Origin of the sequence: Luoshenia tenuis, assembly GCF_014384745.1 — a bacterium.
Lineage (GTDB): Bacteria > Bacillota > Clostridia > Christensenellales.
Genome location: NZ_JACRSO010000006.1, coordinates 124,972 through 150,352, shown reverse-complemented (window position 1 = coordinate 150,352; position 25,381 = coordinate 124,972). Strand labels below are relative to the sequence as shown.

The 25,381-nt window shown below is 55.4% G+C and carries 27 protein-coding genes and 1 pseudogene; all 28 read right to left on the bottom strand.

The window, feature by feature from the left end; translation table 11 throughout:
* Positions 1-90: 90 nt before the first annotated feature.
* The gene (locus H8699_RS12120; protein ID WP_249285907.1) at positions 91-789 is read right to left on the bottom strand and encodes a response regulator; all 699 of its coding nucleotides are present in this window, start codon (positions 787-789) and stop codon (positions 91-93) included.
* A complete protein-coding gene (locus H8699_RS12115; protein ID WP_249285906.1) occupies positions 782-3,478 on the bottom strand; it encodes a DUF4118 domain-containing protein in 2,697 nt (898 codons plus the stop codon). Before H8699_RS12115 ends, H8699_RS12120 begins: the two co-directional genes overlap by 8 nt.
* 151 nt (positions 3,479-3,629) lie before the next feature.
* Positions 3,630-3,839, bottom strand: a complete 210-nt coding sequence (locus tag H8699_RS12110; RefSeq protein WP_249285905.1) for a hypothetical protein — start codon at positions 3,837-3,839, stop codon at positions 3,630-3,632.
* Positions 3,840-4,007: 168 nt separating this feature from the next.
* Positions 4,008-4,352, bottom strand: a complete 345-nt coding sequence (rplS, locus tag H8699_RS12105) for a 50S ribosomal protein L19 (RefSeq protein WP_138295756.1) — start codon at positions 4,350-4,352, stop codon at positions 4,008-4,010.
* 112 nt (positions 4,353-4,464) lie between these two features.
* Positions 4,465-4,848: a GNAT family N-acetyltransferase gene (locus H8699_RS12620; RefSeq protein WP_249285947.1), complete on the bottom strand. Its 384-nt coding sequence runs from the start codon at positions 4,846-4,848 to the stop codon at positions 4,465-4,467.
* A gap of 129 nt (positions 4,849-4,977) precedes the next feature.
* Positions 4,978-5,676, bottom strand: a pseudogene (gene trmD, locus H8699_RS12615) (tRNA (guanosine(37)-N1)-methyltransferase TrmD); the annotation flags it as partial.
* Positions 5,666-6,187, bottom strand: coding sequence for a ribosome maturation factor RimM (rimM, locus tag H8699_RS12090; RefSeq protein ID WP_249285904.1), 522 nt, complete (start codon positions 6,185-6,187; stop codon positions 5,666-5,668). The gene rimM and the pseudogene trmD, both read right to left, overlap by 11 nt.
* 133 nt (positions 6,188-6,320) lie before the next feature.
* Positions 6,321-6,548: a KH domain-containing protein gene (locus tag H8699_RS12085; RefSeq protein WP_138295752.1), complete on the bottom strand. Its 228-nt coding sequence runs from the start codon at positions 6,546-6,548 to the stop codon at positions 6,321-6,323.
* 43 nt (positions 6,549-6,591) lie between these two features.
* On the bottom strand, positions 6,592-6,837 hold the full coding sequence (rpsP, locus tag H8699_RS12080; protein ID WP_138295750.1) for a 30S ribosomal protein S16: 246 nt from the start codon (positions 6,835-6,837) through the stop codon (positions 6,592-6,594).
* A 59-nt stretch (positions 6,838-6,896) separates the two neighbouring features.
* Positions 6,897-8,225 (bottom strand): signal recognition particle protein, encoded by a 1,329-nt coding sequence (ffh, locus tag H8699_RS12075; protein WP_249285903.1) that lies wholly within the window; start codon positions 8,223-8,225, stop codon positions 6,897-6,899.
* On the bottom strand, positions 8,215-8,580 hold the full coding sequence (locus H8699_RS12070) for a YlxM family DNA-binding protein (RefSeq protein ID WP_249285902.1): 366 nt from the start codon (positions 8,578-8,580) through the stop codon (positions 8,215-8,217). The genes ffh and H8699_RS12070 overlap by 11 nt, the downstream gene beginning before the upstream one ends.
* Positions 8,581-8,669: 89 nt before the next feature.
* Positions 8,670-9,587 carry a signal recognition particle-docking protein FtsY gene (ftsY, locus tag H8699_RS12065; RefSeq protein WP_249285901.1) on the bottom strand — a complete coding sequence of 306 codons (918 nt, stop codon included), beginning with the start codon at positions 9,585-9,587 and terminating at the stop codon, positions 8,670-8,672.
* Positions 9,588-9,611: 24 nt separating this feature from the next.
* The gene (gene smc / locus H8699_RS12060) at positions 9,612-13,190 is read right to left on the bottom strand and encodes a chromosome segregation protein SMC (RefSeq protein WP_249285900.1); all 3,579 of its coding nucleotides are present in this window, start codon (positions 13,188-13,190) and stop codon (positions 9,612-9,614) included.
* 415 nt (positions 13,191-13,605) lie between these two features.
* The gene (locus H8699_RS12055) at positions 13,606-14,496 is read right to left on the bottom strand and encodes an alpha/beta hydrolase (RefSeq protein ID WP_249285899.1); all 891 of its coding nucleotides are present in this window, start codon (positions 14,494-14,496) and stop codon (positions 13,606-13,608) included.
* Positions 14,497-14,669: 173 nt separating this feature from the next.
* Positions 14,670-15,560 carry an AraC family transcriptional regulator gene (locus H8699_RS12050; protein WP_249285898.1) on the bottom strand — a complete coding sequence of 297 codons (891 nt, stop codon included), beginning with the start codon at positions 15,558-15,560 and terminating at the stop codon, positions 14,670-14,672.
* A gap of 168 nt (positions 15,561-15,728) precedes the next feature.
* A complete protein-coding gene (rnc, locus tag H8699_RS12045) occupies positions 15,729-16,412 on the bottom strand; it encodes a ribonuclease III (RefSeq protein ID WP_249285897.1) in 684 nt (227 codons plus the stop codon).
* Between the two features lie 78 nt (positions 16,413-16,490).
* Positions 16,491-16,718, bottom strand: a complete 228-nt coding sequence (gene acpP / locus H8699_RS12040; RefSeq protein ID WP_138295737.1) for an acyl carrier protein — start codon at positions 16,716-16,718, stop codon at positions 16,491-16,493.
* Positions 16,719-16,768: 50 nt separating this feature from the next.
* Complete coding sequence (gene plsX / locus H8699_RS12035) at positions 16,769-17,788, bottom strand: phosphate acyltransferase PlsX (RefSeq protein ID WP_249285896.1); 1,020 nt, start codon at positions 17,786-17,788, stop codon at positions 16,769-16,771.
* Between the two features lie 13 nt (positions 17,789-17,801).
* Complete coding sequence (locus H8699_RS12030) at positions 17,802-18,506, bottom strand: DUF6483 family protein (protein ID WP_249285895.1); 705 nt, start codon at positions 18,504-18,506, stop codon at positions 17,802-17,804.
* Positions 18,507-18,534: 28 nt separating this feature from the next.
* Positions 18,535-18,978, bottom strand: coding sequence for an ATPase (locus H8699_RS12025; RefSeq protein ID WP_249285894.1), 444 nt, complete (start codon positions 18,976-18,978; stop codon positions 18,535-18,537).
* A 50-nt stretch (positions 18,979-19,028) separates the two neighbouring features.
* Positions 19,029-19,508: a pantetheine-phosphate adenylyltransferase gene (coaD, locus tag H8699_RS12020; RefSeq protein WP_138295733.1), complete on the bottom strand. Its 480-nt coding sequence runs from the start codon at positions 19,506-19,508 to the stop codon at positions 19,029-19,031.
* The gene (gene rsmD, locus H8699_RS12015) at positions 19,505-20,065 is read right to left on the bottom strand and encodes a 16S rRNA (guanine(966)-N(2))-methyltransferase RsmD (RefSeq protein WP_249285893.1); all 561 of its coding nucleotides are present in this window, start codon (positions 20,063-20,065) and stop codon (positions 19,505-19,507) included. Before rsmD ends, coaD begins: the two co-directional genes overlap by 4 nt.
* A 51-nt stretch (positions 20,066-20,116) precedes the next feature.
* On the bottom strand, positions 20,117-20,737 hold the full coding sequence (locus H8699_RS12010) for a hypothetical protein (RefSeq protein WP_138295732.1): 621 nt from the start codon (positions 20,735-20,737) through the stop codon (positions 20,117-20,119).
* On the bottom strand, positions 20,730-21,341 hold the full coding sequence (locus H8699_RS12005) for a 5-formyltetrahydrofolate cyclo-ligase (RefSeq protein WP_249285892.1): 612 nt from the start codon (positions 21,339-21,341) through the stop codon (positions 20,730-20,732). Before H8699_RS12005 ends, H8699_RS12010 begins: the two co-directional genes overlap by 8 nt.
* 8 nt (positions 21,342-21,349) lie before the next feature.
* Positions 21,350-22,459: an alanine racemase gene (gene alr, locus H8699_RS12000; RefSeq protein ID WP_249285891.1), complete on the bottom strand. Its 1,110-nt coding sequence runs from the start codon at positions 22,457-22,459 to the stop codon at positions 21,350-21,352.
* A gap of 31 nt (positions 22,460-22,490) precedes the next feature.
* On the bottom strand, positions 22,491-22,925 hold the full coding sequence (locus tag H8699_RS11995; RefSeq protein WP_249285890.1) for an ACT domain-containing protein: 435 nt from the start codon (positions 22,923-22,925) through the stop codon (positions 22,491-22,493).
* A gap of 128 nt (positions 22,926-23,053) precedes the next feature.
* Positions 23,054-23,632, bottom strand: a complete 579-nt coding sequence (locus tag H8699_RS11990) for an indolepyruvate oxidoreductase subunit beta (protein ID WP_147518839.1) — start codon at positions 23,630-23,632, stop codon at positions 23,054-23,056.
* A 3-nt stretch (positions 23,633-23,635) separates the two neighbouring features.
* The gene (iorA, locus tag H8699_RS11985) at positions 23,636-25,366 is read right to left on the bottom strand and encodes an indolepyruvate ferredoxin oxidoreductase subunit alpha (protein WP_249285889.1); all 1,731 of its coding nucleotides are present in this window, start codon (positions 25,364-25,366) and stop codon (positions 23,636-23,638) included.
* Positions 25,367-25,381 lie beyond the last annotated feature (15 nt).

Here is a 25,381-nt window from a genome sequence, read left to right as displayed (position 1 = left end):
TATCACCTCCCGCACTTTATCCTTAACGGCAACAGGAGCGTGATACATGGCAAATTGCGGTATACCGATTATATGCGCTTTTTAACTGTTTTAAACCCGCAGCATGCGGTACCCTACGCCTACGTGGGTCTGAATGTACTGCGGCGAGGAAGGGTCTTTTTCGATCTTTTTGCGCAGCGTGGCCATAAACACCCGCAGCGATGCGACGTCATTATCCCATGCGCTGCCCCAAATTTCCCGGGTGATATAGGTATGCGTCAAAACCTTACCTACATTTTTAGCCAGCAGGCAGAGCAGTTTATATTCGATGGGCGTCAGATGCAACTCCTTACCCGCCATATAGGCGCACCCCGCCGCATAGTCGATCTTCAAATCCCCATTTTCAAATACGGCTGAACCCTGCTCCAGCCCGTTTGCGGCATAATGCAGCCGCCGAAAGGTCACCCGCAGCCGGGCCAGCAGTTCTTCTACCGAGAAGGGCTTTGTCAGGTAATCGTCCGCCCCCGCATCCAGCGCGTCGATCTTATCCCGGTCTTCGCTGCGGGCGCTGATCACGATGATCGGCATGTTGGACCAGGTGCGGATCTTTCTAATGATCTCGATCCCGTCGATATCCGGCAGGCCCAGATCCAGCAGTACCACATCCGGGTTATGAGAAGCGGCCTCCAAGATCGCCGCCTCGCCGCTTGGCGCGGTGTGATAGCGGTAATCGTGCGTATCCAGCGTCGTCGCAATCAGGTTGCGAACAGCCGCGTCATCCTCTACAACTAAGATCAGCGGTTTATTCATGTAAGGTTACCTCCTCTAGCGGTAAAGTAAAGCGGAAGATCGTACCCGCAGGCTTGTTATCCAGCACTGCGATCTCGCCTCCATGGGCATTGACGATCGATTTACAAAGCGCCAGCCCCATTCCCAGGCTTCTGCGGCTGTCTACAATGCCCTTGTTGGCGGTATAGAACATATCAAAGATCCGCGCCTTGGCCTCATCCGGGATGCCCCCGCCGTTATCGGCAATCGTCACCACGACCATTTTTCCCTCTGTTGTCGTATTAATCGTGATCGTCGACCCGGGCTGGGTGTATTTGATCGCGTTATCGACGATATTGATGATGACCTGAACGATCAGCTTGGCGTCCATCTTGGCCATAATGAACTCTTGCTCCTGCTGGACGACGATGGTGTGTTCCACGCTTTTGCGGTTGATGTGGCGCAGCGCTTCGGTAATCACCTCGTCCATCAATTCCGCCGTTAAGTTCAGGCGCATGGTGCCCTCCTCTATCCGGGTGACCGATAGCAGGTTCTCCACCAGGTTGATCAGCCACAGGGCATCGTCATAAATATCCTCATACAGCTGGCGCTTTTTCTCCCGGCCGATATCCTCCCCATTCGCCATCAGGATGCCCGCGTTGCCGGAGATCGAGGTCAGCGGCGTACGCAGGTCATGCGAGATCGAGCGCAGCAGGTTGGCGCGCAGTTGTTCGTTTTTAGCCAAAATGGCCGCCTGCTCGCGCTCGCGTTGCGCAGTATCGTTCTCCAGGGCCAGGGCGCACTCCCCCAGTATGGATAGCATGATGCTGTTTTCAAAAGCATCCAGCGCCTCTGCTCCCACAGCTATGCCCACGACGGCATAGACCTTATCGATGACCCGCACGGCCAGGTACAGGCACTGTGCGCCGCCCAGGGTATTCGTCGTCGCCCCTGCGTGCTTGTTGTTTTTAAACACCCAGTTGGCTACGGCCCGCTCGTTATCGCCGGTATAGGCCGCGCCGTCGCCATCGGCCATGGCCATAAACGTTTGGGGCGCGGCCAAGCTTTTTCCCTGCGCCAGGTAAAAGACCACGTCCCTTTTAAGCAGCTTGGTCAGCTGCCCGCCTACCGTATCGGCGATCTCGCCGGCATTATGGCTTTTTTGCAGCAGCTGGTTGGTTTCCAGCAGAATTTTTGTGCGGTAGGCCGTGGCGGCCGCCTGCCGGGCCTGGCGCTTGAGCTGTACCGCCAGCGTGCTGGTAATAAAGGCCGCCAGAAACATGATCAGGAACGTAGCCGGGTAGCCCTTATCATAGGCCGATAGGGTAAAGTACGGGTCGGTAAAAAAGTAGTTAAAGGTCAACACGCTGACGATGGAAGATACCAGGCTGTATATCCGCCTGCGGGTCACCACCGCGGTGATCAGCACCCCCAGGATATAGACCGTAATGATATTGGCTTCCGAAAAGCCAAGATAATTAAATAATACGCCTACCGCCGTGGCCAGTGCCAGTATCAGCAGGCTCTTCCATACATCCGCCCAGGCAAAGGTATTGTCCAACCGCCGTTTTACCCGTTCTTTATACCGGCTGCCGTCCATCTCTGGGATGATATAGATATCCAGATTAGGCGCCGCAGCTGCCAGGCGCTCGGTCAGCGTCGCCTTGCTCCACACATATTTGCGCTGGGCGTTACTGCGGCCCACCACAATCTTGGATACGCCCGATACCCTTGCGAACGCTGCGATCTGCTGGGCGATATCGTTGCCATACACCGTTTCTACCGTAGCCCCCAATTGCTCGGCAAGGTGCATGTTCTCGCGCAGGCGGCGTTTGCTTTTTTCCCCAACGACGGCCTGTTGGGGGGATTCCACGTACAGCGCCGTAAAGCTGCCCTTAAACGCACCCGCCATGCGCGCCGCCGTGCGGATGATCTTGGCATTTGTCGGAGAGGAAGACAGGCACACCAGGATATGCTCATCCGTATAATAACCATCCTGCTGGGCTTGCAGCACCTTTTCAGCCATGCGGTTGATCCGGTCCGCACAGCGGCGCAGGGCGATCTCCCGCAGCGCTACCAGATTTTTAACGTCAAAAAAGTTGAGCAGTGCCTTTTGCGCCTGCGCTTCCCGATAGATCTTACCATCCCGCAGCCGGTCGATCAGATCCTGCGGTTCTATATCCACCAGCTCCACCTGATCCGCGCCGTCAAAAACGTGATCCGGTATCCGCTCATGGACCGTTATGCCGGTTATGCTCGCTACCATATCGTTCAAGCTCTCGATATGCTGCACGTTGACGGTGGTATAGACATCGATCCCCGCGCGCAACAGTTCTTCCACATCCTGGTAGCGCTTAGCGTGGCGGCTGCCCGGCGCATTGGTATGGGCTAGTTCATCCACTAAAATTAATTCAGGTTTTCTGGAGATCGCTGCATCCAGGTCAAACTCTCTGAGCCTGATCCCCTTATGCTCTATTTGCAAAGGAGGCAGCTGCTCTAAACCCTGTAATTGGGCAATGGTATCCGGCCGGGAGTGGGGCTCAATATAGCCGATCGTCACATCCACGCCCCGCTGTTTGGCCGCACGCGCGGCACGCAGCATGGCGTAAGTTTTGCCTACCCCCGCGGCATAACCAAAGAATATCTTCAAATGCCCGCGCCCTGCGCCTTGCTCCTGGCGCTTGATGGCATCGAGCAATTCCTCCGGGCTTTTTCGCTTCTCCTGCTCCACGTCGGCCTCACCCCCTTTACTGCTTCTATTGTATCATAAACACCCTTGGCGCAGTATAAACATCGCGCTAAGGGTGTATAAAGAGAAATTAAGATTGTATTAAGAAAACATAAAGGGCGGTTAAGGTGCTGCGGCATTATTTAAGGCCCGTTTATATCGCTCCGGCCATCCACATAAACGGCAGTGCCAGCACGACCGTGAGAAGAGCCACCGCAGCCAGTACAAAGAGCGGAACAAGCAAAGCCATTGCGCCATAGCACAGCATGGGGTGGCGGAAGTAGAGCCGGTCCATCATGCGGGCCACAGTCAATCGTTTGCTTTTATGTCTTTTGGCTTTAAGCGTTAGCGCCGCTGTCGTCATCTCTCCTGCGCCTCCTTACATTCCTTAGCATAGGCGAAAAGATATAAAAAAGGTAAAAGGAATGACGAAGCGCGGTTTAAAATCCCATAAAGAAAAAGATTTTTAGCAAACATAAAAAAGGCACAAGCGCTAACGCTTGTGCCTTTAGTTCCACTTGGAAAATAACCTTTACTGGATTTCCTTCAAGCGGGCAGCCTTACCAGAACGCCCACGCAGGTAATACAGCTTGGCACGGCGAACCTTACCGGAACGAATCTTCTCGATATGGTCGATTTTGGGGCTATGTACCGGGAAAGTACGCTCTACCCCTACGCCGTAAGAGACGCGGCGCATGGTGAAAGTTTCACGCGCGCTGCTGTTCTTTTTCGCGATAACGACGCCCTCAAACGCCTGCAGACGCTCGCGCGAACCTTCGATAACCTTTACGAAGACACGCAGCGTATCGCCTACGCGAATGGCGGGAAGATCACTGCGAAGCTGCTCTTTTTCCAGAGCCTGAATGATCGGATCCATGGATTTTCCTCCTTCCCTCATAGACGTTCATGCCGCATCAACTTATCGCAGCAGCGGACCGCCCGTAATCACAGCGATAATTATACCATACTAAATTAAGGGTTGGCAAGCCTTATTTTATGCCCTTTTGCCGCCTTTCACCCTTAAACAGCACCCGGGCAGGCAGGCCACAATACTGTGCCTTGCCCACGGGGTGAAAGCCGCAGCGCTTAAAAAAGGCCAACGTATCCCGCTGCTCCTCTATGGGAATAAAGGCTTTACAGGACGCTTTGCCCGCCCGCTCCTCTATCCTTTGCAGCAGGGTGCTGGCGATCCCCCGCAAGCGGTAATCCGGGTGTACAAACAAACGCAAAATCTGCACCTCTTCCGCTCCATTCCGTGCCAAAATGCCGCCCACAGGCCTTGCGCCGTCAAACGCCGCCAGGCATATCTGCTCTGCATCCAGAAGATGCGCAGCAAACGCCTCTTGGCTTTCAGCAACGGGTGCGATCTCCATTTTGCCAAGCCTAAGCGCCAGGGGATAATAGCAGTACTGCTGCAAGGCTACAAGGGCGGCGCTATCCTGCGCCGCGGCCGCTCTGATCTCGATATTAGCAGGTCCCGTGCGCGTGCGCGCGGCTAAAGCCTGCTCTTTTGGCGTTAACTCCGCCTTTTCCAGCAGGTCCGGCCGCATGCGCGCCGTTTTTTCAATGGCCTTTTCACGCCGCCAGGCTTCAATTTTAGTCGCGTCGCCGGAAAGCAGCACCGCTGGCACCCCAAGGCCGCGGTATTCCGCCGGGCGGGTGTATTGGGGATACTCCAGCAGGCCCGCAGCCGAAAAGCTCTCATCCTGCGCCGATGCCTCGCTGCCCAGTACCCCTTGAACCAAACGCGACACGCAATCGATCAGCACCATAGCGCCCAGTTCGCCGCCGGTGAGCACAAAATCGCCAATGGAAATTTCATCGTCGATGCAGGTATCGATCACCCGCTGATCGATACCCTCATAGTGCCCGCACACCAGCACCAAGTGCTCCTGCTGCGCCAGTTCTTCTGCCACGCGCTGGGTAAAGGGGCGCCCCTGCGGGGTCAGATAAATCCTTTTACAGGGCCCCTCCCCGGCCGCATGGGCAATGGCGTCCATCAAGGGCTGAGGGGTCATCACCATGCCCGCGCCTCCGCCAAAGGGGTAATCATCCACCCGTTTATGCTTATCCTGGCTAAAGGTGCGGATATCGTGCAACGCCACGGTCAAAAGCCCGTTCTTCTGCGCGCGGCCCAAGATGCTGGCGTCCATCACCGGCGAAAACATCTCCGGGAATAGGGTCAGCACGTCAATACGCACCGGCGTCCACCTCCATCAGCCCTTCCCTGCGCACGGTGATCATTCCTTTTTCGATGTCCACTGCGAGGATCAGCGTTTTGAGCGCCGGCAGCATATAGGCCTGCTTCTTGCCCTTGATCATATACACATCGTTGGCGCCGGTCTGGATCACCTCATCCAGCACGCCGATGGCCGTACCCGTTTCGTCTACGACCTGGCAACCCTCCAGATCGCAGATAAAATAGCGCCCCTCCGGCAGCTTGACCGCCTGCGAACGGTCGATATAGAGCAGCTGATCGCGCAGGGCCTCCGCGGCGTTCCGATCCTCCACGCCCGCCAGGCGCAGATAGCAAAACCCCTCATGCACCCGCACGCCCTGCACCGGATAGACCGCGTAATCCTTCCCCTGCGCTATGCGCACCTCTTTCAGGTCGTAAAACCGGTCGGGATCGTCGGTTATGGGGCGCACCTTCAGCTCGCCTTTGATGCCCTGGGGCTTTAGCACCTGCCCTACTACCATGTATTGCTGCATTGCCTATCTCCTTTATAAAAAATAGCAGGATAATATGCGCCTGCGTGCGCGAGTAATAAAGTTTATTCTTTCTATTTACACTAGCCTGCTACTTCGTAATAAAAAGACGGGGCCCTTTTGCAGCCCCGTCCCTTTAGATAATCTCTACCAATACGCGCTTTTTTTCCTTGACGGTAGCCGCCTTGACAACAGCGCGGATGGCCTTGGCGATCCGTCCCTGTTTCCCGATGATTTTACCGGTATCTTCCGGCGCAACCCGGAGTTCGATGACGACGCTGGTCTCGTTTTCCACTTCCCGCACGTCCACCTGCTCCGGATGATCCACCAGGGACTGCGCAATATAACGAACCAATTCTGTCATGCTCATCCCCCATTCCTACGGCCGCTTGTAAAGCGCGCCCGTCTTATTCAATTACGCCGGCTTTCTTGAGCAGCGTGCGCACGGTCTGCGTGGGCTGCGCGCCGTTTTTCAGCCACTGGGTAGCCTTTTCGCTGTCGATCTTGATCTCAACCGGCTCGACCAGCGGATTGTAGTAGCCGATATCTTCAATGTTGCGGCCATCGCGCGGGGAGCGGGAATCCGCAACCACAATGCGATAGAAAGGAGCCTTTTTTGCGCCCATCCTGCTCAAACGAATTTTAACCATGATTCATTCCTCCAAAAAATAAATGTTCTTTATCCAAAAGCAATGCCTGCTTTAGAAACGCGTTAAAACGGAAGCCCGCGGAACTTGCGGCGCTTGCCGCCCATCCCGCCGAACTGCTTCATCATCTTTTTGATCCCGTCAAACTGCTTGAGCAGCTGGTTGACCTGCTGCACCGTGCAGCCGCTGCCCGCGGCAATACGCTTTTTGCGGCTGGCGCCCAGTATCTCGGGCTGGCGGCGCTCCTGCGGCGTCATCGAGCGGATGATAGCCTCCATACGGTACATCTGCCGCTCGTCCACATCATCCGCATTAACCTTGTTGGCAAGGCCTCCCGGCAGTTTTTTGATCAGATCCGCCACGCCGCCCATCTTTCTGACCTGCTGGAACTGCTCCAGAAAATCCTCCAGGTCAAACTGCTGGGTGCGCAGCTTTTTCTCCATTTTAATAGCCTGTTCCTCATCGAAGTTAGCCTGCGCCTGTTCGATAAGGGAGAGCATATCGCCCATGCCCAAGATGCGGTTGGCCATCCGGTCGGGATAAAAAGGCTCAAAATCTTCCAGCTTTTCTCCCACGCCGCAGAATTTGATGGGTTTGCCCGTCACCGCGCGCAAAGACAGCGCCGCGCCGCCCCGGGTGTCGCCGTCCAGCTTGGTCAAAATAACGCTATCCACGCCCACCTGCTCGTTGAACGAAGAGGCGACGTTTACGGCCTCCTGGCCCGTCATGGCGTCCAGCACCAGCATGACCTCATGCACGCCTACCGCCTGGCGAATCGCCTTGACCTCGTCCATCATCGCCTGGTCGATCTGCAGCCGGCCGGCGGTATCGATGATCAGCGTATCATATAGCAGGCGCTGGCACTCCGCCTTGGCGCCCTGGGCGATCTTTACCGGCTGGCCCTGTCCCTGCTCAAATACCGGCACGCCAGCCTTCTCGGCCACGATCTTCAACTGATCGATCGCCGCGGGGCGGTACACGTCGCAAGCGGCGATCAGGGGCTTTTTTCCCTGCTTTTTCAGGTTTAACCCCAGCTTGGCCGCCATCGTGGTCTTACCTGCGCCCTGCAGGCCGACCAGCATGATTACCGTTGGCGGCGCGGAAGCATAATTGATGCGGGCCTGCGTTTTGCCCATCAGCGCCGTGAGCTCTTCGTTAACGATCTTAATGACCTGCTGCCCCGGCGTAAGGCTGGAGAGCACTTCGCCGCCCACCGCGCGCTCGGAAACCTTTTTAACAAAGTCTTTAACGACCAGATAGTTTACATCCGCCTCCAGCAGGGCCAGCCGCACCTCGCGCATCGCCGCTTTGACGTCCGCCTCGCTGAGCTTTCCCCGGCCGGAGAGCTTTTTCATTACATTTTGAAGTTTTTCACTCAAACCCTCAAAGGCCATATTCCGCCTCCCAAACGTCCATCCAATCCTTTAACTGCGCCTTAACCGCGCGCAGTGCCTGCGCGCTTTGCGCCGTCTGCGGTATGCTTTCCACCGCCTCGTCCAGCGCCGTTAGCCGTTGGCGGATATCCAGCACGCGGCCCAGCAGCCCCAGGCGTTTTTCCGCATCTTCCAACAGGTTCTCTCCCCTGTGGATGGCGTCATACACACCCTGGCGGCTGATGCCCGAAAGCTCTGCCACTTCAGCCAGAGAAAAATCCTGGTCGTAATGCAGCTCCAGGGCCGTGCGCTGGCGCTCGGTTAAAAAAGCGCCGTATAACTGCAATAATAATGAGACACGCAACCGTTGTTCCATCGCATCTCCTCATTCTAAGCAAAAGACTGTAAAGGTTAAAACCTTTACAGTCCTATTATAGCGTTTTTCCGCAAGCTGTCAAGCAAATTTTAGAACAATGCCTCGGCAAATCCCCTAGGGTCAAAGGGCTGCAGATCGTCGATCCCCTCGCCCACGCCCACAAAGCAGACCGGAAGCCCTAATTCGCTGCGGATGGCCAGTACCACGCCGCCCCGTGCGCTGCCGTCCAGCTTGGTGAGGATGATGCCATCCAGCTTGGCTACTTCGCTAAACACCTTGGCCTGCTGCACCGCGTTTTGCCCCGTAGTCGCGTCCAGCACCAAATACGCGGTATAGTCCGCCTCCGGATAGCCTCGTTCGATCACCCGGTTGATCTTGCGCAGCTCCTCCATCAGGTTTTTCTTGTTATGCAGCCGCCCTGCGGTATCGATGATCAGCAGCTCGGTTCCGCGGGCCTTGGCCGCCTCCAGCGCATCATAAACCACCGCCGCAGGGTCCGCCCCCTCCTGATGACGGATCAAGGACACGCCCGCCCGCTGGGCCCATACGGCCAGCTGCTCTGCCGCCGCCGCGCGAAAGGTATCGGCCGCCGCCAACAGTACCTTTTTGCCTTCCCGGGTGTATTTATTGGCCAGCTTGCCGATCGCCGTGGTCTTGCCTACGCCGTTGACGCCTACCACCAGCAGAATCTGCGGGCCGCTGTGCTGATCCAGCCCTACCGGCTCGTCGCCCAGCAGTTCGATGATGATCTCGCGCAAAAGGCCCTTCACTTTCTCCGGATCGCCGATCTTTTGCGCCTTTACCTTAGCTTTAAGCTCCTCAATGATCTTGAGCGAGGTGCTCACCCCCACATCCGCCGCGATCAGCAGATCGGTCAGCTCCTCAAAAAATTCGTCGTCGATCTCCCGGTAATAGGAGATCAGCTCCTCCACGCGCTGTGAAAAATTATCCCGCGTTTTGGTCAACGCCTGTTTTAGGCGCGAAAATAGTCCTTTGGATTCTGCCACAGGTCGTTCCTCCCCTCTTTAGTCCTATACAGCCGCCTCGCCGGCCGGTTCCATCCGCACGCTGAGCATGCGGGATACGCCCTTTTCCTCCATTGCGATGCCGTAAAGCGCGTCCGCCGCCTCCATGGTGCCCTTGCGGTGGGTAATGACCACGAACTGCGTTTTATGCGCGTACTCGTGCAGGAACTGGGCAAAATGCACCACGTTGGCCTCGTCTAGCGCCGCCTCGATCTCGTCGAGAATGCAAAACGGCGTGGGTTTGAGCCGCAGCATGGCAAAGAGAATCGCAATAGCCGTCAGCGCCTTTTCCCCGCCCGAAAGCAGCGAGAGCATCTGCAGCTTTTTGCCCGGCGGCTGGGCTACGACTTCGATACCGCACTCCAGCAGGTTCTCTTCATCCAGCAGCCGCAGTTCGGCCTGTCCGCCGCCAAACAGCTGCGAAAAGATCTCCTTAAAGTTCTCATTAATGATGGCGAAGCGCTCCTTAAACTGCACGGCCATCTTTTTTTGCAGCTCCTCGATGATGCCGATCAGATCCTCTTTAGCCGCCTGAAGGTCCTGTAGCTGGGCATTCATAAACTCATAGCGCTGGGATACCTGCTTATAATCTTCAATGGCGTTGACGTTGACGTCGCCCAGCTCTCGGATGCGGCCCCTCAGCTCGCCCGCCTGGTTGTTGCACTGCGCCAGGCTCATCCCCTCCCGGCGGTATTCCTGCGCGGTGCCATAGGTCAAACCATACTCATCCCAAATGCGCTTTTGCAGGTTTTCCATCTCCAGCTCCGCGCGCGTTTTTTGTACGTCGATGCGGTGCTGGCGCTCCAGCACGGCGGCCTGCTCGCTTTGCAGTTGTTCCCGCCTGGCCTCCAGGGTTGCGGCGCGCTCTTGCTTTTGTGTGCGCAGGGCCTGCTTTTCGCCCAGCTCCGCCTGCAGTGCATCCATCGCTCCGCGCTCAACTGCCAGTTCGTCCTTTAACTTTTCCTGCCGGCCTCTGGCGTCCAGCAATTCGCGCTGCATGCGCGCCACATCTTCCTCTGCCCGGGCCACCTCGGTTTCCAGCCGCGCGATATCCCGCCCAATGCGGTCGATATCCCGCACATCGGCATGGTACTCCTTCTCCCAGGCTGCCAGCTGCACCTGCAGCGCCGTGGACTGCTCCTGCAACGCCGCCCGGTCCTGGCGCAGGGCGCTAAGCTGCTCCTGCGTCTGGGTCATATCCTCTTGAGAGGAGGAAGTGTTGCCTTCGATATTCTGCTCCATCTGGGCGATTTGCGCCAGTTCGCTTTCGATATCCAGCAATGTCTCGCCCAACTGCGCCGCCTCCTGGCGGAAGCGGGCCGCCTGGTTAGCCCTCTCCTGCCGGTTCTGGGCCAGGATGCTGCAGCGTTCGTTTTCCCGGGCAATATCCACTTCCAGCGCGTTCAGGTCAGCGCGCAACGCCAAGCTCTCCTGCGATAGCGCTTCGCTCTGCTGCTGCAGTTGTGCCACCCGCTCGCGCTTTTGAAGGATCTCATTTTTAAGCGCATCCAGCTTGCCCTTGCCCTCTTCCAACTCTCGCGCCCGGCTCAAAATACCGGTCGCCTTGCCGCGGAAGCTGCCGCCTGTCATCGATCCGCCGGCATTAAACAGGTCGCCGTCCAGCGTCACGATGCGGAAAGCCGAACGGTTGACTTTGGAAAGTGCAATGCCAGCCTCCATATTCTCCACCACCACGGTGCGCCCCAGCAGGTATTCCATTACATTGCGGTACCGTCCATCAAAGCTGACCAGCTCGCTGGCAACTCCAATACAGCCCGGCTGTGAAAGCGTCTGGCGCTCCCGCGGGTTCAGGGTGCGCGGCACCATAGAGCTGACCGGTAAAAAGGTCGCCCGGCCGGTCTGTGTGCGCTTTAGGTATTCGATCATCTTTTTGGCGGCCTGCTCGTCCGGAGTAACGATGTTTTGCAGCGCGGGGCCCAGGACCATTTCAATTGCCCGCTCGATTCTGGCTGGCACGTGCATCAGCTCCGCTACCACGCCACAGATGCACTGGCCCAGCGCCTCATTCTTGGCGCAGGCGCTTAGAATACTGCGCACGCTGGGTTGAAAACCCTCATGCTCCCGCTTCATCTGCATAAGCAGCTCGATGCGGGAACGCAGGCTCTGCCAATCCGCCTCGCTGCGGCGCACCTCGTTTTGCGCCTGGGCCTGCTGCCCCTCCAGCGCTTGGCTCTGGGCCGCATTTTTTTCTATTCTTTCAGTATAAGCGGCTTTATCCGCCAGCAGCGCTTGGCCCTGCTGGCGCGCCTGCGCCAATTCATCGGCAAAGGTATGCTGCTGCTGGGCGGCGCTTTCGCCTTCGCGCTCCATTTCCGCTATGCGGTTCTTAGCGTTTTGCTGCAATGCCGTCAAGTGTGTTTTTCGGCTACGGATATCCGAAAGGCGGTTCAGCGTATCGATCACCCGGGCCTTGGAGGCTTCGATCTCGCCCTCCTTCTCCCCGATCTGCCGGTCCGCCTGGCCGATCTTTTCCTCCAGTGCCTGCCACTCGCCCTTTAAGCGGAGGATCTCCTTTTCCCGCACCTCGACGGCGGAGCGGTTGCCCGCCGTCTGCTCCCTCAGGTTTTGTAGCAGCTGCGCATCCTCCGCGCGCTTGTTCTCAACGCGCCGCATTTCGGCCCGCAGATGCTCTTCTTTTTCCGCCTCCAGCCGCTGTTCGCCTTCGGTACGCTCCAGCTCTGTGCCAGCCTGGGCGCTTTTAGCGTGCAGCGCATCCAGCTGCGCTTCCAGCGCGTGTAGTTCCTCTTGCAGCACGCCCCGCTGGGCGCTGACCTGGGCCTCTTCCTCACCCTGGGCCTCGGCCTGGTTTCCCATATCCTGCAGGCTCTGTTCGTAGCCGGAGATACGCTCTGTCAGCCGCTCGTTCTGCAGCAAAAACGCGTTCAGATCAGCCAATCGCAGCTGGTCGCGCAGCTCTAAATAGACCCTTGCCGTTTCACTCTGTTCTTTTAGCGGGCCGATCTGGATCTCCAGCTCCTGCACGATATCCTCGATGCGCGCCATATTCTGTTGGGTGTGGTCCAGCTTGCGCGCCGCCTCTTCCTTGCGTGCCTTATACTTCATCACTCCGGCCGCCTCTTCAAATACCTGGCGGCGGTCCTCCGGCTTGGCGGAAAGGATCTCGTCCACCTTGCCCTGTCCTACAACGGAGTACCCCTCCCGGCCAGAACCGGTATCGCGGAACAGTTCCACAATATCCTTTAAGCGGCAGGCGTTTTTATTGATAAAATACTCGCCCTCTCCAGAGCGATAGACCCGGCGCATAATAGTGACCTCGGTATAGTCGATATCCAGCCCTCGGTCCTCGTTATCAAAGGTCAGTGCCACCTCGCAATAGCCAAGGGGTTTGCGCTTCTCCGTCCCGCTGAAGATCACGTCTTCCATCTTGCCGCCGCGCAGGGACTTGGCGCTCTGCTCGCCCAGCACCCAGCGCACCGCATCGCCAATGTTACTTTTGCCAGAGCCGTTAGGCCCTACAATCCCGGTGATCCCGCGCTCAAATTGGATTTCAATCCGGTCCGGAAAGGACTTAAAACCGTATATCTCCAGCTTTTTTAAAAACATAAGAGTCTCTCTACTCCTCATAGCTTATGCATTTTATTATAACATAGCATCATGTATCATAACGTTTTTATGCTCTACAGCATAATGTTGTAATCTCGTACCTGTTCAACTTTCTGCCGGCAGGTGCAATAAATGGCCCCCGGCGGCTTAATTGCTCCATACTAATTAACGGCCCGCCACCTTTTCCGATTTGGAAAAGCATTGGACATGTTTTTAAATTTTAGCATAACAAATGTTATTTTTCAATGTTTACCATGAGTGCGCGCGTATACCTGCCCAGATTTGCCCATAAACGTTCATTAAATAAATTCTTGTGGAGCTATTAAGGCATTTGCATATGCGCCCTGCATAACACAAACCGCCCAGGCTTTTACAAGCCCGGGCGGCAATCCCTTATCTTACCTTGGCCCTAATATTAGTTTTGAAGAAACTCTTTAAAAAAGTTACACTCCTCGTCATTGCACAGTTTTGCATCCGCGGACCGCATATTGCAGTGGAAAACATGACCTAGTACGTGATCAGTATCCCCATAGTATCGGTATATAAAAGGTACGTCACACTGTGCTAGCTTTGCTGCCAAAATAGGTGCCTGCTCCTTAACAAAATCGCCAGTGCATGTCATTAAAAAAGTAGGCGGATAATTTCCGGTCACATGGTTCAATACATTAATCAATTCAATTTCTTTTGGGGAACCCCTCTGTGGTAGGAATTCTTGTATTAAGGTTTGCGTTTCATCCCGTTCCCCTTCAGCCAGCGTGATACGGTAAACGCCACAATTAAGCGCAATCGCCGTAGGAGAAAAACCCGTGGGCGGCTTAAAATCGTATTCTGCTGCATAATCTGCATTTGTACATATACCACAGTATAACCCTAAATTATGAGCGCCTGCAGAGTCACCCACAGCAAAAACATGTTTCACATCAAAACCATACTGCAGCGCATTATCCAGCACCCAGGTAAATACTGAATTTGTATCTTCCAACGAACTCGGATATTTGAATTCCGGCGCTAGACGATAGGTAAAGTTAACCACGGCAAAACCACGTTGAGCCAAATTCATGCAGTAATATTGATATCTTTCTTTATCGCCATAAACCCATCCACCGCCGTGAACGCTGACAATAACGGGCAGCACTTTTCCAACAGCTGCTTTTGGGCGATAAACATCCAGAGACTGTGAGGTCGGATCCTCCCCATACACAATATCATCATAGCGGACGATATCATCCGGCGTAATTAAGCCGGCATCCCGAATATCATCTGATTCTTTAAATTGTTTCCTAATCTTATCAGTTATCTGAGACATACACTTCAGCTCCTTTTTTTAATAATGCTCCACGTCGCTTTTAAAGATCCGAAAATATAAATTATCTGATGTTCGCCACGCCGATATCTGATAACATCATTATAAACATGGTGTAAGTACATCGCCTACCAATTTTTGCACGAATACGACTAAATTTTCTCCTTTTGATCTCGCTATTTAATAAGATCATCTTTCTTGTCAGACGCATGTAATTGTCTACGGTACTGCAAAGGTGATACACCATAGAATTTTTTAAATGCAAAGGCAAATCGCCTTTCTTCTGTAAAGCCGTTATCCAGTGCAATATCTACAATACGCTTATCCGTATCTCGCAACTCTTTTATTGCTTTTTCTAACCGATATCGCGTTATATGTTCTGTAAAAGTTATACCTGTGCATTGTTTGAAATAACGCGAAAAATACTGTTGAGACAAGTAGAACTGATTTGCAACATCTGCCTGAGCGAGAGGCAATTGATAGTGTTCTTCCACATAAACCAAAATGTCCTTTAACGGCTGTATATTCTGACGTTTGACAATGGCGGTCTGATCTTTTCGAGAAACTATGCCTTCTTCATACATATAGTAGAGTAATTGCAGCAATAATCCCTTAACATAAAGATATTCTTGCGGGCGGTGTTCCTTTTTCTCAGCATACGCAGAAAGCCAAAGCATAATATCTCTAATCTCCGGCTTGGTCTGTCTTTTATTATTGGTAAACCATAGTGTCCCGTACTCAGGGAAATTTTCCATAATAAAACGGTTATGGATCAATAGAACAACTGCAGATATCGCCTCTTCCCTGGAATGTTCAAACTCGCATGTCACATGATGCACACTTTCCGAATTTGTAACAATCAATCTCCCGGCTTCAGATTGAATGCATTCTCCATCAATATAATGGTGTGGATTTCCTTCTAAAATATAGGCGATCTCCAGCTCTTCATGCCAATGACTATTTATTGCATAATAATCATTTACTGCAGAAAAACGAACGTTTGCGATATAAAAAGGTTCCTCTTTCAGATATTCAATAACCTGGTGTTTGGGCACCGCTTCCCTCATGGCTGTCTCCTTCAAAATGCACAAGGCTGCATTCTAAAAGCCCTGTAATATGCAACTGAATTACCTAAAAAATTTTCAGCAAACAGGTAGTTGTTCAACAAATGGCGCTATGACTGGAACGGATACTAAAACAAATTGCCGGCACTCAAGCCATTATTTTCTATAGATTTACCCCTTCAGGCACTCTAGTGCTTCAGCAGCCGCAGCCTGCTCCGCTTCCTTTTTACTGCCGCCCTGCCCAAGGCCCAGGCGCTGTCCGTCCGCCTCCACCGCAGCGGTAAAGACCGGGCGGTGGCTGGGGCCTTCGCTTGAAAGGATCACATACTCCGGATCGCCCCTTTGCAGCTGTTTAAGCCGCTCTTGCAGCTGGGTCTTACAATCCTGATTTTCGCCGTTTAGCGCTGTGATCAGCAGCGGACCTACGGCACGCAGCACAAAATCTTTGGCAAAATCAAACCCCGCATCCTGATATAAAGCGCCCACTAAGGCTTCAAACGCGTCTGAAAGGATGGAGTTTTTCTCCCGTCCATGGGTCAGCTCTTCGCCCCTGCCTAAATACAGCAGCTCACCCAGCCTGATCTGCCGCGCACACCCGGCCAGCGCCGCCTCGCACACGCTCTGCGCCCGTGCCTGGGTCATCTGCCCCTCGGGAAGCGGCGGGATATGGTTATACAGCCAATCGCTCACCGCCAGTTCCACCACGGCGTCGCCAAGGTATTCCAGCCGTTCGTTATGCGGCCAATCCTCCGGCCGGCCTGCATAGGAGGAATGCGTCAGCGCAGAGCGCAGCAGCTGCCTGTCTAAAAAGCGATGGCCGATATCCGCTTCAAATTGTTCTTTGGTATACGCCATTTTTCCTCATCCCTATAGCACAATAGCACGATCAAGGCCCGGGGGCATAATCCCCGGGCCCGCCCGAATTCGTTGTAATTAAGAGTGCTGCTCGATAAACGTGACGATATCGGCAACCGTCTTCATGCTCTCCAGCTCTTCATCCGCGATCTCCAGGTCGTACTCCTGCTCCAGATCCATGACCAGCTCCACCAGGTCCAGAGAATCGGCCTTCAGATCTTCGATCAGGCGGGATTCCATGTTGATCTTGGAAGCATCAATATCCAGCTGTTTAGCGATCCTCGTAGCTACTTTCTCAAATACCATTTTCAGCACCTCATCCTTCAAAATCTATTCTCTATCTCTATGCCTGTCCTTTACACGTCCCGCGTAAAGGCCGCGCCTGCGCGCGCAATCCCCTCGCGGACTTTGCCGCTCAGGTCGTTTTGACTAAATTCCCGCGCCTGGCGGATCGCGCTGCAAAAGGCCTTTGCATTTGAACTGCCGTGCGCCTTGATCACGCACTTATTCAGCCCCAGCAGCGGGGCGCCGCCATATTCGGTATAATCCATGGATTTTTTAAAGCTGGCAAAGCGTTTTTTCAGCCCTAGTGCTAGTATACTGGAAAACTTCGTCGCCATCAATTCTTTTTTTAGCATGGTAAACATGGTGCTGGCCAAGCCCTCCATGAACTTGAGCACCACGTTGCCCACAAACGCATCGCAGACCAGCACGTCCGCATTTCCCTCCGGAATATCCCGCGCTTCCACATTGCCGATGAAGTTGATGGGCATCTTTTGAAGCTCCTGATAGACCGTTCGGGTCAGCTCGTTGCCCTTCTCCTCCTCCGCGCCGATATTGATCAACCCCACGCGGGGATTCTCTTTGCCCGCTACTTCCTGCATATAAATGCTGCCCATCATGGCAAACTGCTGCAGGTTAACGGGCTTGCAGTCCACATTCGCCCCGCAATCGATCAGCATAAAGGGATCCCGCGCCGTAGGCAAAATAGGCGCCAGCGCCGGGCGGTGTACGCCGGGCACGGTATGGACGATCAGTATACCCGCGGTGAGCAGCGCACCCGTACTGCCTGCTGAGATAAACGCGTCTCCCTCACCGCCGGCCAAAAGCCGCATACCTACCACCATTGAGCTGTCCTTTTTCTGGCGGACGGCGCGCACGGGCACCTCGCCCGTCTCGATCACCTGAGAGGCAAATACGGTTTTGAGCCTTCCTTCAGGATATGACATCCCCTCAAGCGCCTTTTCCAGCGCCTCCTGCTGGCCCACCAGCGTGATCTCGATATCCTCAAACCTGCTCAGCGCTTCGACGCTGCCCTTGACAACCTCACCCGGAGCATGATCGCCGCCCATCGCATCGATGATAATTTTAACCATTGTTCCCCTCCTATCAGATGATCCGCTCCCAATTACCGGGCTCCACCGATACGGTGCGCACCCGGGCTAAAAACTGGGCAAAGCCCACCTCCACCTCTGTCCGCGGCAGGTTGCCCCGCTGCAGCGCCTCATCCTCAAGCGCCAGCACGCGCGTATAAAAGGCAAAACCTAAATTAGCCAGTTCTGCCTTGCGCGGCGCCAAGTCGTCCTCCGCCAGCATATCAAAAAGCAGATCCTCACAGCATCCGTATGCGCCGCAAAATTCAAACATAGCAAAAAGCCGCATCAGGCTGGGATAATCCAGCACGGCCACCGGGATCTCACTGCCCCGGCGCAGCAGATAATCCCGCTCCTCTGTAAGAGAGGTATCCCTTTCAAAGAGCAGGAGCAGCATACAAAAGGCCTTGGTCCGCAGCTGTTCGGCCCGCAGGGTCTCCCTGCGGCGCTGCAGCACACTGGCATAAGCCTCCAAAATCTTGGCGGCAATATTGGTCTTAAGCGGCTGAATATTCTGCGAGCCATCGTTTACCATCTGGATCAGGTTGGTATAGGATAAACCCTCCATCGTCTGAAGGTCCAGGTTCAGCAGTTCCACCGCCGTCTTTTCCACCAAGGCCTGCGCCTCGTCCAATTGATCTTTTTTGGTCAGCCCGGCTACCTTTTCCAAAAACGCTTCCATCTGGGAAAGCATGCGCAGTATGGTATCGTTTTCGTACATGTCCCCTCCAAGCGTCCTCCCTTAGCCCCTATTCCTGGCGCAGTCCCTCGCGGTTATGCACAACGTCCTCCAGCTCTTTATCCAAAAAGTTCTGTAATTGCGCCAGTACATCGTCCGCATAGACCTTGGCGCCCATTTGCACCTCCTGGGCGTTCTGCTGGGCGTTAGCCAAAACCTGCTCCGCCTGGGCATACGCGCCTCGGGTAATCTCATGGTCGTTGATGATCGCGCTCAGCTTCTCCTGTGCGCCGGAGAGCATATTGTCGCACTCCTGCTGGGCATCGTAGAGCAGTTGGTTGCGCTGCTCGACGATATAGCGCGCCTCTTTAATATCTTCGGGCAGGTTCTCGCGGATCTCCTCTAAAATCTCCAGGCATTTTTCCCGGTCTACCAATACACGGCTGGTTAACGGCATGCTGGAGCCCTTGCCCAGCTCTGCCTCCAAATAATCTAACAAAGAATGAATGTTCATCTTTACGCCTCCTACTTTATAATCACTCAAAACTGAGGTAATACGCTTATTTATTTTCTGAGCCGCCGGCTCACCCGGTCGACGATCTGCGAAGGGACAAAGGGCCTCAAGTCCCTGCCATAAGAACCGACCTCGCGCACGATGCTGGAGCTTAAAAAGGAATACTGCGGCTGCGACATCATAAATAGCGTCTCCACATCCGGCGCCATCTCGTTGTTCAAGGTTGCGATCTGCAACTCATATTCAAAGTCTGAAACTGCGCGCAGACCCCGCAGGATCACACTCGCCTTTTTCGACTTGGCATAGTCCACCAGCAGGCCGTCAAAGGCGTCTACCGTTACGTGATCCAAGCCGGTCACCGCGTCCCGGATCATCTCCATACGCTCCTGCACCGAAAATACAGGCTTTTTGCTGGCGTTGACCAGTACCGCCACGATGACCTCGTCAAAGATATCGTGCGCGCGGCAGATCAGATCCAGATGTCCCAGCGTCAACGGATCAAAACTTCCCGGATAAACACAAGTCCTCATGGTGTTACTTTCCTCTTGATCAAAGATACCGCCGTATCGCCATAGCGGCGCTTATCGGTAAGCTCGAACGCATCGTTTAGCAAAAGCGTATATTCCGCATCGTGCTCCGCTACGATCAGCGCATCCGGCGCAAGCAAATTTTCTTCATACAATGCCTCGATCGCCGGGGTATAAAGCCCTTTGGCATATGGCGGGTCCAAAAACACGATATCGAACTGGTACCCCTGCGTGTGCAAAAGAGTCAGTGCTTGTCCCCATTCCCGCTGCAGCAGCACGCACTCATCTTCTACGCCCAGCGCGTGGATATTGGCGCGCGCGGCGGCAATGGCCTTGGCATCGCGGTCCACCAAAGTAGCCCGCGCGGCACCCCGGCTAAGGGCTTCCAGCGCCAGCGCACCGGATCCGCAAAACAGATCCAGCACCCTGGCCTCGGGCAGATAGGGCAAAAGTATAGAAAATACCGCCTCTTTGACCCGGTCCGTGGTGGGGCGCGTATCCCGCCCCTGTGGCGCCGTCAGCTTACGGCTGCCAAAACGGCCTGCAATTATGCGCAGCAAAAGTATAGCACCATCCTTATATCATAACATACCCTGCAGGGAATCCACAAGCTAGCCCGCCGTCTGCGCCCGGGCCTTTTCCTCCTCCAGGGAAGGATGCTCTTTTCTGAACCTGCGCCCGCCGGTATAATAGGCGATCGCATAGCTCAGCGGCAATATCAGCGACAGGGGCAAAAAAGCATAGGCCGCCATCACATCGTCGATCACAAAGCCAAACAGCAGCAGGTAAGGGTTTAGCAGGATGCGGCAGATCGGATCGAACACCGCAAACGCACTGGGCACGCCGGAAAAGAGTAACGCCAAAAGTGCGAACAACACCGGCGGCGCAAATGAAACAAAGCCGATGAGAAATCCCTTACTGGGCTTAAAACAGTGCTCTGCCTCCTCCGGCGTAGGCTGATAAGCTTGTCCGCCCGCATTTAAGGTTTTGCGCTCGATCATCAGATTATACGACATATCCGCAAACCCTTTTTTGCGTGCCCGTACCACAAAAAGCGCAATGACCGCCACCGGCAGCCAGATCATAAAGATCGAACGGAAGATGGTATTGCCTACCATATCATCCTCCGTCACGCCAATGGCCTGAAAGATCATGCCCATCATGGCCAGCAGCACCAGCACCAGCGCCATATAAAACAAAAAGTTCTTACCGCAGACTTTCCACTTATCCATTTATTTCCTCCTCGTCTTGCCCGCAGGAGATGATACGGTTTTCATCCACCAGGTAATCCACCTGTGCGTCATGGGGCTCATGGGGAATCTCGTCAAAGATCTGCAGGTCAAAACATAAGCCGATCTTGGTGCAATCCTCGCGCAAGCGCGGCAGAAAACGGTCGTAATACCCGCCGCCATACCCCAATCTGCGCCCAGCCCGGTCAAAGGCAAGCCCCGGCAGCAGAATTACATCGATCTTTTGGGGCGGCAGCTGCGGCGCGTGTTTAGAGGGTTCCTCAATACCATAAGAACCCCGAACCAATGTGTCGCCGCTGCGGAAGATGCGCGCGCTAAGCGCCCGCTCTTTTTCCATCCTGGGCAACAGCACCTCGCATCCCTGCTCGCGAAGGGCGGCGATCAGGCTACCCGTTTCTACCTCGCTGCCCGTGCTGCAGTAGCTCAGCACACATTTGCCCGGGCCGCACAGGCCGCTATCCAGCAAACGCTGGGCAATTTTCTCGCTGGCTAGCGCCCTGGCCCCCGCGTCCAACGCCCCTCGCAGGCGCTTCATCTCCTGACGCAGGCCCAGCTTTTTGTATTCCGCCTCCATCGGCGTATCCATGCTCCCTTTCACTCCCCATAATAAACGCGCGGCACCCGTTTGCCTATATTACACAGGATCTCATAGGATATGGTCCCGCAAAGCTGCGCCATCTCTTCGGCGTTAAGGCGCTGTGCGCCCTGCTGCCCTAAGAGAACGGCCTCATCCCCGACCTTAACGCTTGGAATATCCGTCACATCTACCATGCATTGATCCATACACACCCGGCCGATGACCGGCGCGCGCTGCCCGCCGATCAACACAAAACCCGTATTGCTCAGCAGCCGGTTATACCCATCGGCATAGCCCACCGGAAGGGTCGCCACCCGCCGTGGGGTCTTGGCTGTATAAATGCCATTATAACTGATGCGCTCCCCCGCGTGCAAGTCGTGGATAAAGGCCACCTCGCTGCGCCAGGTGAGCGCCGGTTTAAATACGGTCCCTTCGGGCGGTTCTACCGGTGGATAGCCGTACAGGCCGATGCCAGCCCGAACCATATCGTAATCAAACTGAGCAAACCGCAGGATGCCCGCCGTGTTGCAGGCGTGCACAATGGGGGCAAAGCCCCTGGCCCTAACCTGGGCTACCGCCTGCGCCATGCGCTGCGCCTGCGTCAGGGTATAGTCTTCCTGCGCGCCGTCCGCATCTGCAAAGTGGGTAAACATGCCTTCCAGCTCGATATGCGGGCACGCCTGTAGCGCGTCCAGCCACTCTTCAAGCGCTTTACCCGGCAGGATACCTAACCGGTTCATGCCGGTTTCCACCTTCAGGTGTATTTTAGCCCGGCGGCCCGCCGCCCTAGCCGCAGTCTCCAGCACGGCCAGCGTCTCAATATCAAATACCGTCTGGCTGATATTCAACGCCGCCAGCTCTTGTGCCACATCCTCGCACCGGCTGCCCAGGATCAAAATCGGCGAAGTGATCCTAGCATCCCGCAGTTCAAATGCCTCTTCCGGTATCGCCACGCCTAGAAAAGCCGCCCCGTTTTTCAGCGCGGCCCGCGCCACCGGCACGGCGCCATGTCCATAGGCATCCGCCTTGACGATTGCCATCACCTTCGCACCCCCCGCCAAACGGCAAAAGGCGCGCATGTTATGCCCGATCGCTTCCAAATCCACCAAAGCCCTTGTCGGCCTCATATTACTCACCCCGTCATTGCGCCCGGGTCTGTTAGGCCTGGGTGACCGATTTTTCATCCAACAGCTGGATGCCTTTTCCCGCCTCGCGAATCATTTGCTCCGCCGCGGCCACGTCCTCCACCTTAAAGACGATCATCGCCTTATCCCCCGGCTTGCGCACAAAGGAATAGAGGTATTCCACGCTGATGTGCTTATCCTCCAGCAGCGCCAAAAGCTCTGCCAGGCCACCGGGATGATCCGGCACATAAACCGCCAGGAGCTCTGCCACGTTTATGGTGAACCCGCTGTTTTTCAAGATGTCCAAGGCCTTATCCGTATTATTTACGATGGCGCGCACGATGCCAAAATTCGTCGTATCCGAAATGGACAGCGTGATGATATCGATACACTCCTGCCCCAGCACGCGGGTCATCTTCGCCAGGCGCCCCGGCTTATTCTCCAAGAAAACAGAAAGCTGTTTAACCATAGGTTTCCCTCCGCTTTAAGTCTGTTTGATCTTAACCCTTCTTAATAAGTCCATTCTATCATAAAAAGCGGTTCATAAAAACCGCTTTTTATCTTTCGCCCCGATCGGCCATATTTCTTAATTGTAAATTATTCTCCCAGCTCGTATCCCTTCAAGAAGGCCTGCTGGTTCAGCGCGATGGTCTTGGGCGGCACGCATACCTCAACCGCCTTGAGCCATTCTTCCTTGGCAAAGGGCATACTGCGGGCCAAAACGCCCATCAGCACGCAGTTAAAGGCCCGCTGGTTCCCCAACTCGACCGCGATCTTAAACGCGTCAACCTTCGTCACCTTAACGCCATAGGCGGCAAATTGCTCCTCCAGTCCCTCCGGGTAGGCCATCTTGCCCATGATCACCGGCATCGGCGCGATCTCCTGATCGTTGACCACCAGCGCCCCGTCTTTTTTCAGATGGTTCAGCCAGCGGGCTGCCTCTAGCTTTTCCATGGCCAGGATGTAATCCGCCCCGCCCTCTTCGATCATCGGGGAGGCGATATTCTCGCCCATCCGCACATAGGTGACCACGCTGCCGCCGCGCTGGGCCATGCCGTGCACTTCGGACACCTTGGCGTCCAGCCCCATCTGCAGGGCCAGCTGCCCCAAGATCCGGCTGGCCAGAAGCGTGCCCTGGCCGCCGACGCCCACGATCAATATATCGAGATTTTTCATTCTCTATTCACCCGCCTTTTCAATTGCGCTAAAGGCGCACATCTGCACGCACAGTCCACAGCTATTGCACAGCGCCGGATTGATCCAAACGCCTTTATCCCGTTTTTCGATGGCCGGGCAGCCGATCTTCATGCAGGCGCGGCAATTGCGGCAGGCGTCGTTATTCACTCGCAGCGAGTGGGTCTGCTGCTTGGAAAGCAGGACGCAGGGCCGCCGGCAGATGATGACCGAGGGCGCCTTGCGCGCCGTCTCCTCCCGCAGGGCCTGCTCCAGCTCCTTCATATTGAAGGGATCCACCTCGCGCACGTGCTGTACGCCCACAGCCTGGCACAGCGCCTTCAAGTCCACCTGGTAGGTATCCTCCAGGCGGATGGTCTTGCCCGTAGCCGGATTGGGCTGGTGGCCGGTCATACCGGTGGTAGAATTATCCAGAATCAGTACAGTAGCATTGCCCTTGTTGTAAACGATGTCGATCAACCCCGTGATGCCGGAATGGATAAAGGTCGAGTCGCCGATCACCGCTACGGTATGCTCGGATACCGCTTCGCCGCCCGCTTTTTCCATGCCATGAGCCATACCGATGCTGGCGCCCATGCAAACGCAGGCATCCACCGCGCTCAGCGGCGCCATCGCCCCCAGGGTATAGCAGCCGATATCGCCGGTAACCGTTAATTTAAGCTTGTTGAGCACATAGAACGTAGCGCGGTGCGGGCAGCCCGGGCAAAGCACCGGGGGACGCTGGGGCAGTTCCACCGCGGGCGCTGCATCCATCTTGCGGCCCGCCAGCTTCTCTGCAACCTTGGCGGCCGTCAGCTCGCCCTGCCGGCCGAACAGGTCTTTTCCACCAGAAACGGAGATGCCTGCCGCGCGCAGCTGATCCTCAATAAAGGGCTCAAGCTCTTCGACCACATAGAGCTTTTCCACCTTTTGCGCAAACGCTTTTACCTGATCCATGGCGATGGGATAGACCATGCCCAGTTTGAGTACCGAGGCCTCGGGCATCGCCTCTTTGACGTACTGATAGGCCGTGCCATCCGTCACGATGCCAATCTTGCTGTCCCCCATCTCCACCCGGTTAAAGCCCAGCGAAGCGGCGTTTTGCGCCATCTTCTCCATGCGCGCCTCCACCACCAGGTGACGGGCGCGCGCCATGCCGGGCATCATCACGTATTTCATCGGGTCTTTCTGGAAGGGCTTGAGCGCTACCTGCTCCACCTCTCCCTGCTCCACCATGCTGCGGGCATGGGAAATACGCGTACACATGCGCAGTAAAATGGGCGTATCGTACTCTTCACTCAGCGCAAAGGCGCGCCGGGTAAAGTCTTTTGCCTCCTGGCTGTCCGCCGGCTCCAACATCGGGATATGGGCCGAACGGGCGTAAAAACGGCTGTCCTGCTCGTTTTGCGAGGAGTGCATCCCCGGGTCATCCGCCACCACGACCACCAGACCCGCATTCACCCCGGTGTAGGATACGGTAAACAGCGGGTCCGCCGCGACATTCAGGCCCACATGCTTCATGCAGCTCATCGCCCGGCCGCCGCCAAAGCTCGCCCCGCAGCTTACCTCCAGGGCCACCTTCTCATTGGGCGCCCATTCAACGTGGGGGCCCTCATACTTGGCCATGTTCTCCGTGATCTCGGTACTGGGCGTACCGGGATAGGAGGATACTACGCGCACACCCGCCTCATAGGCGCCGCGCGCAACCGCTTCGTTACCCAACATCAGCTTTTTCATATCGTCATCCTCACT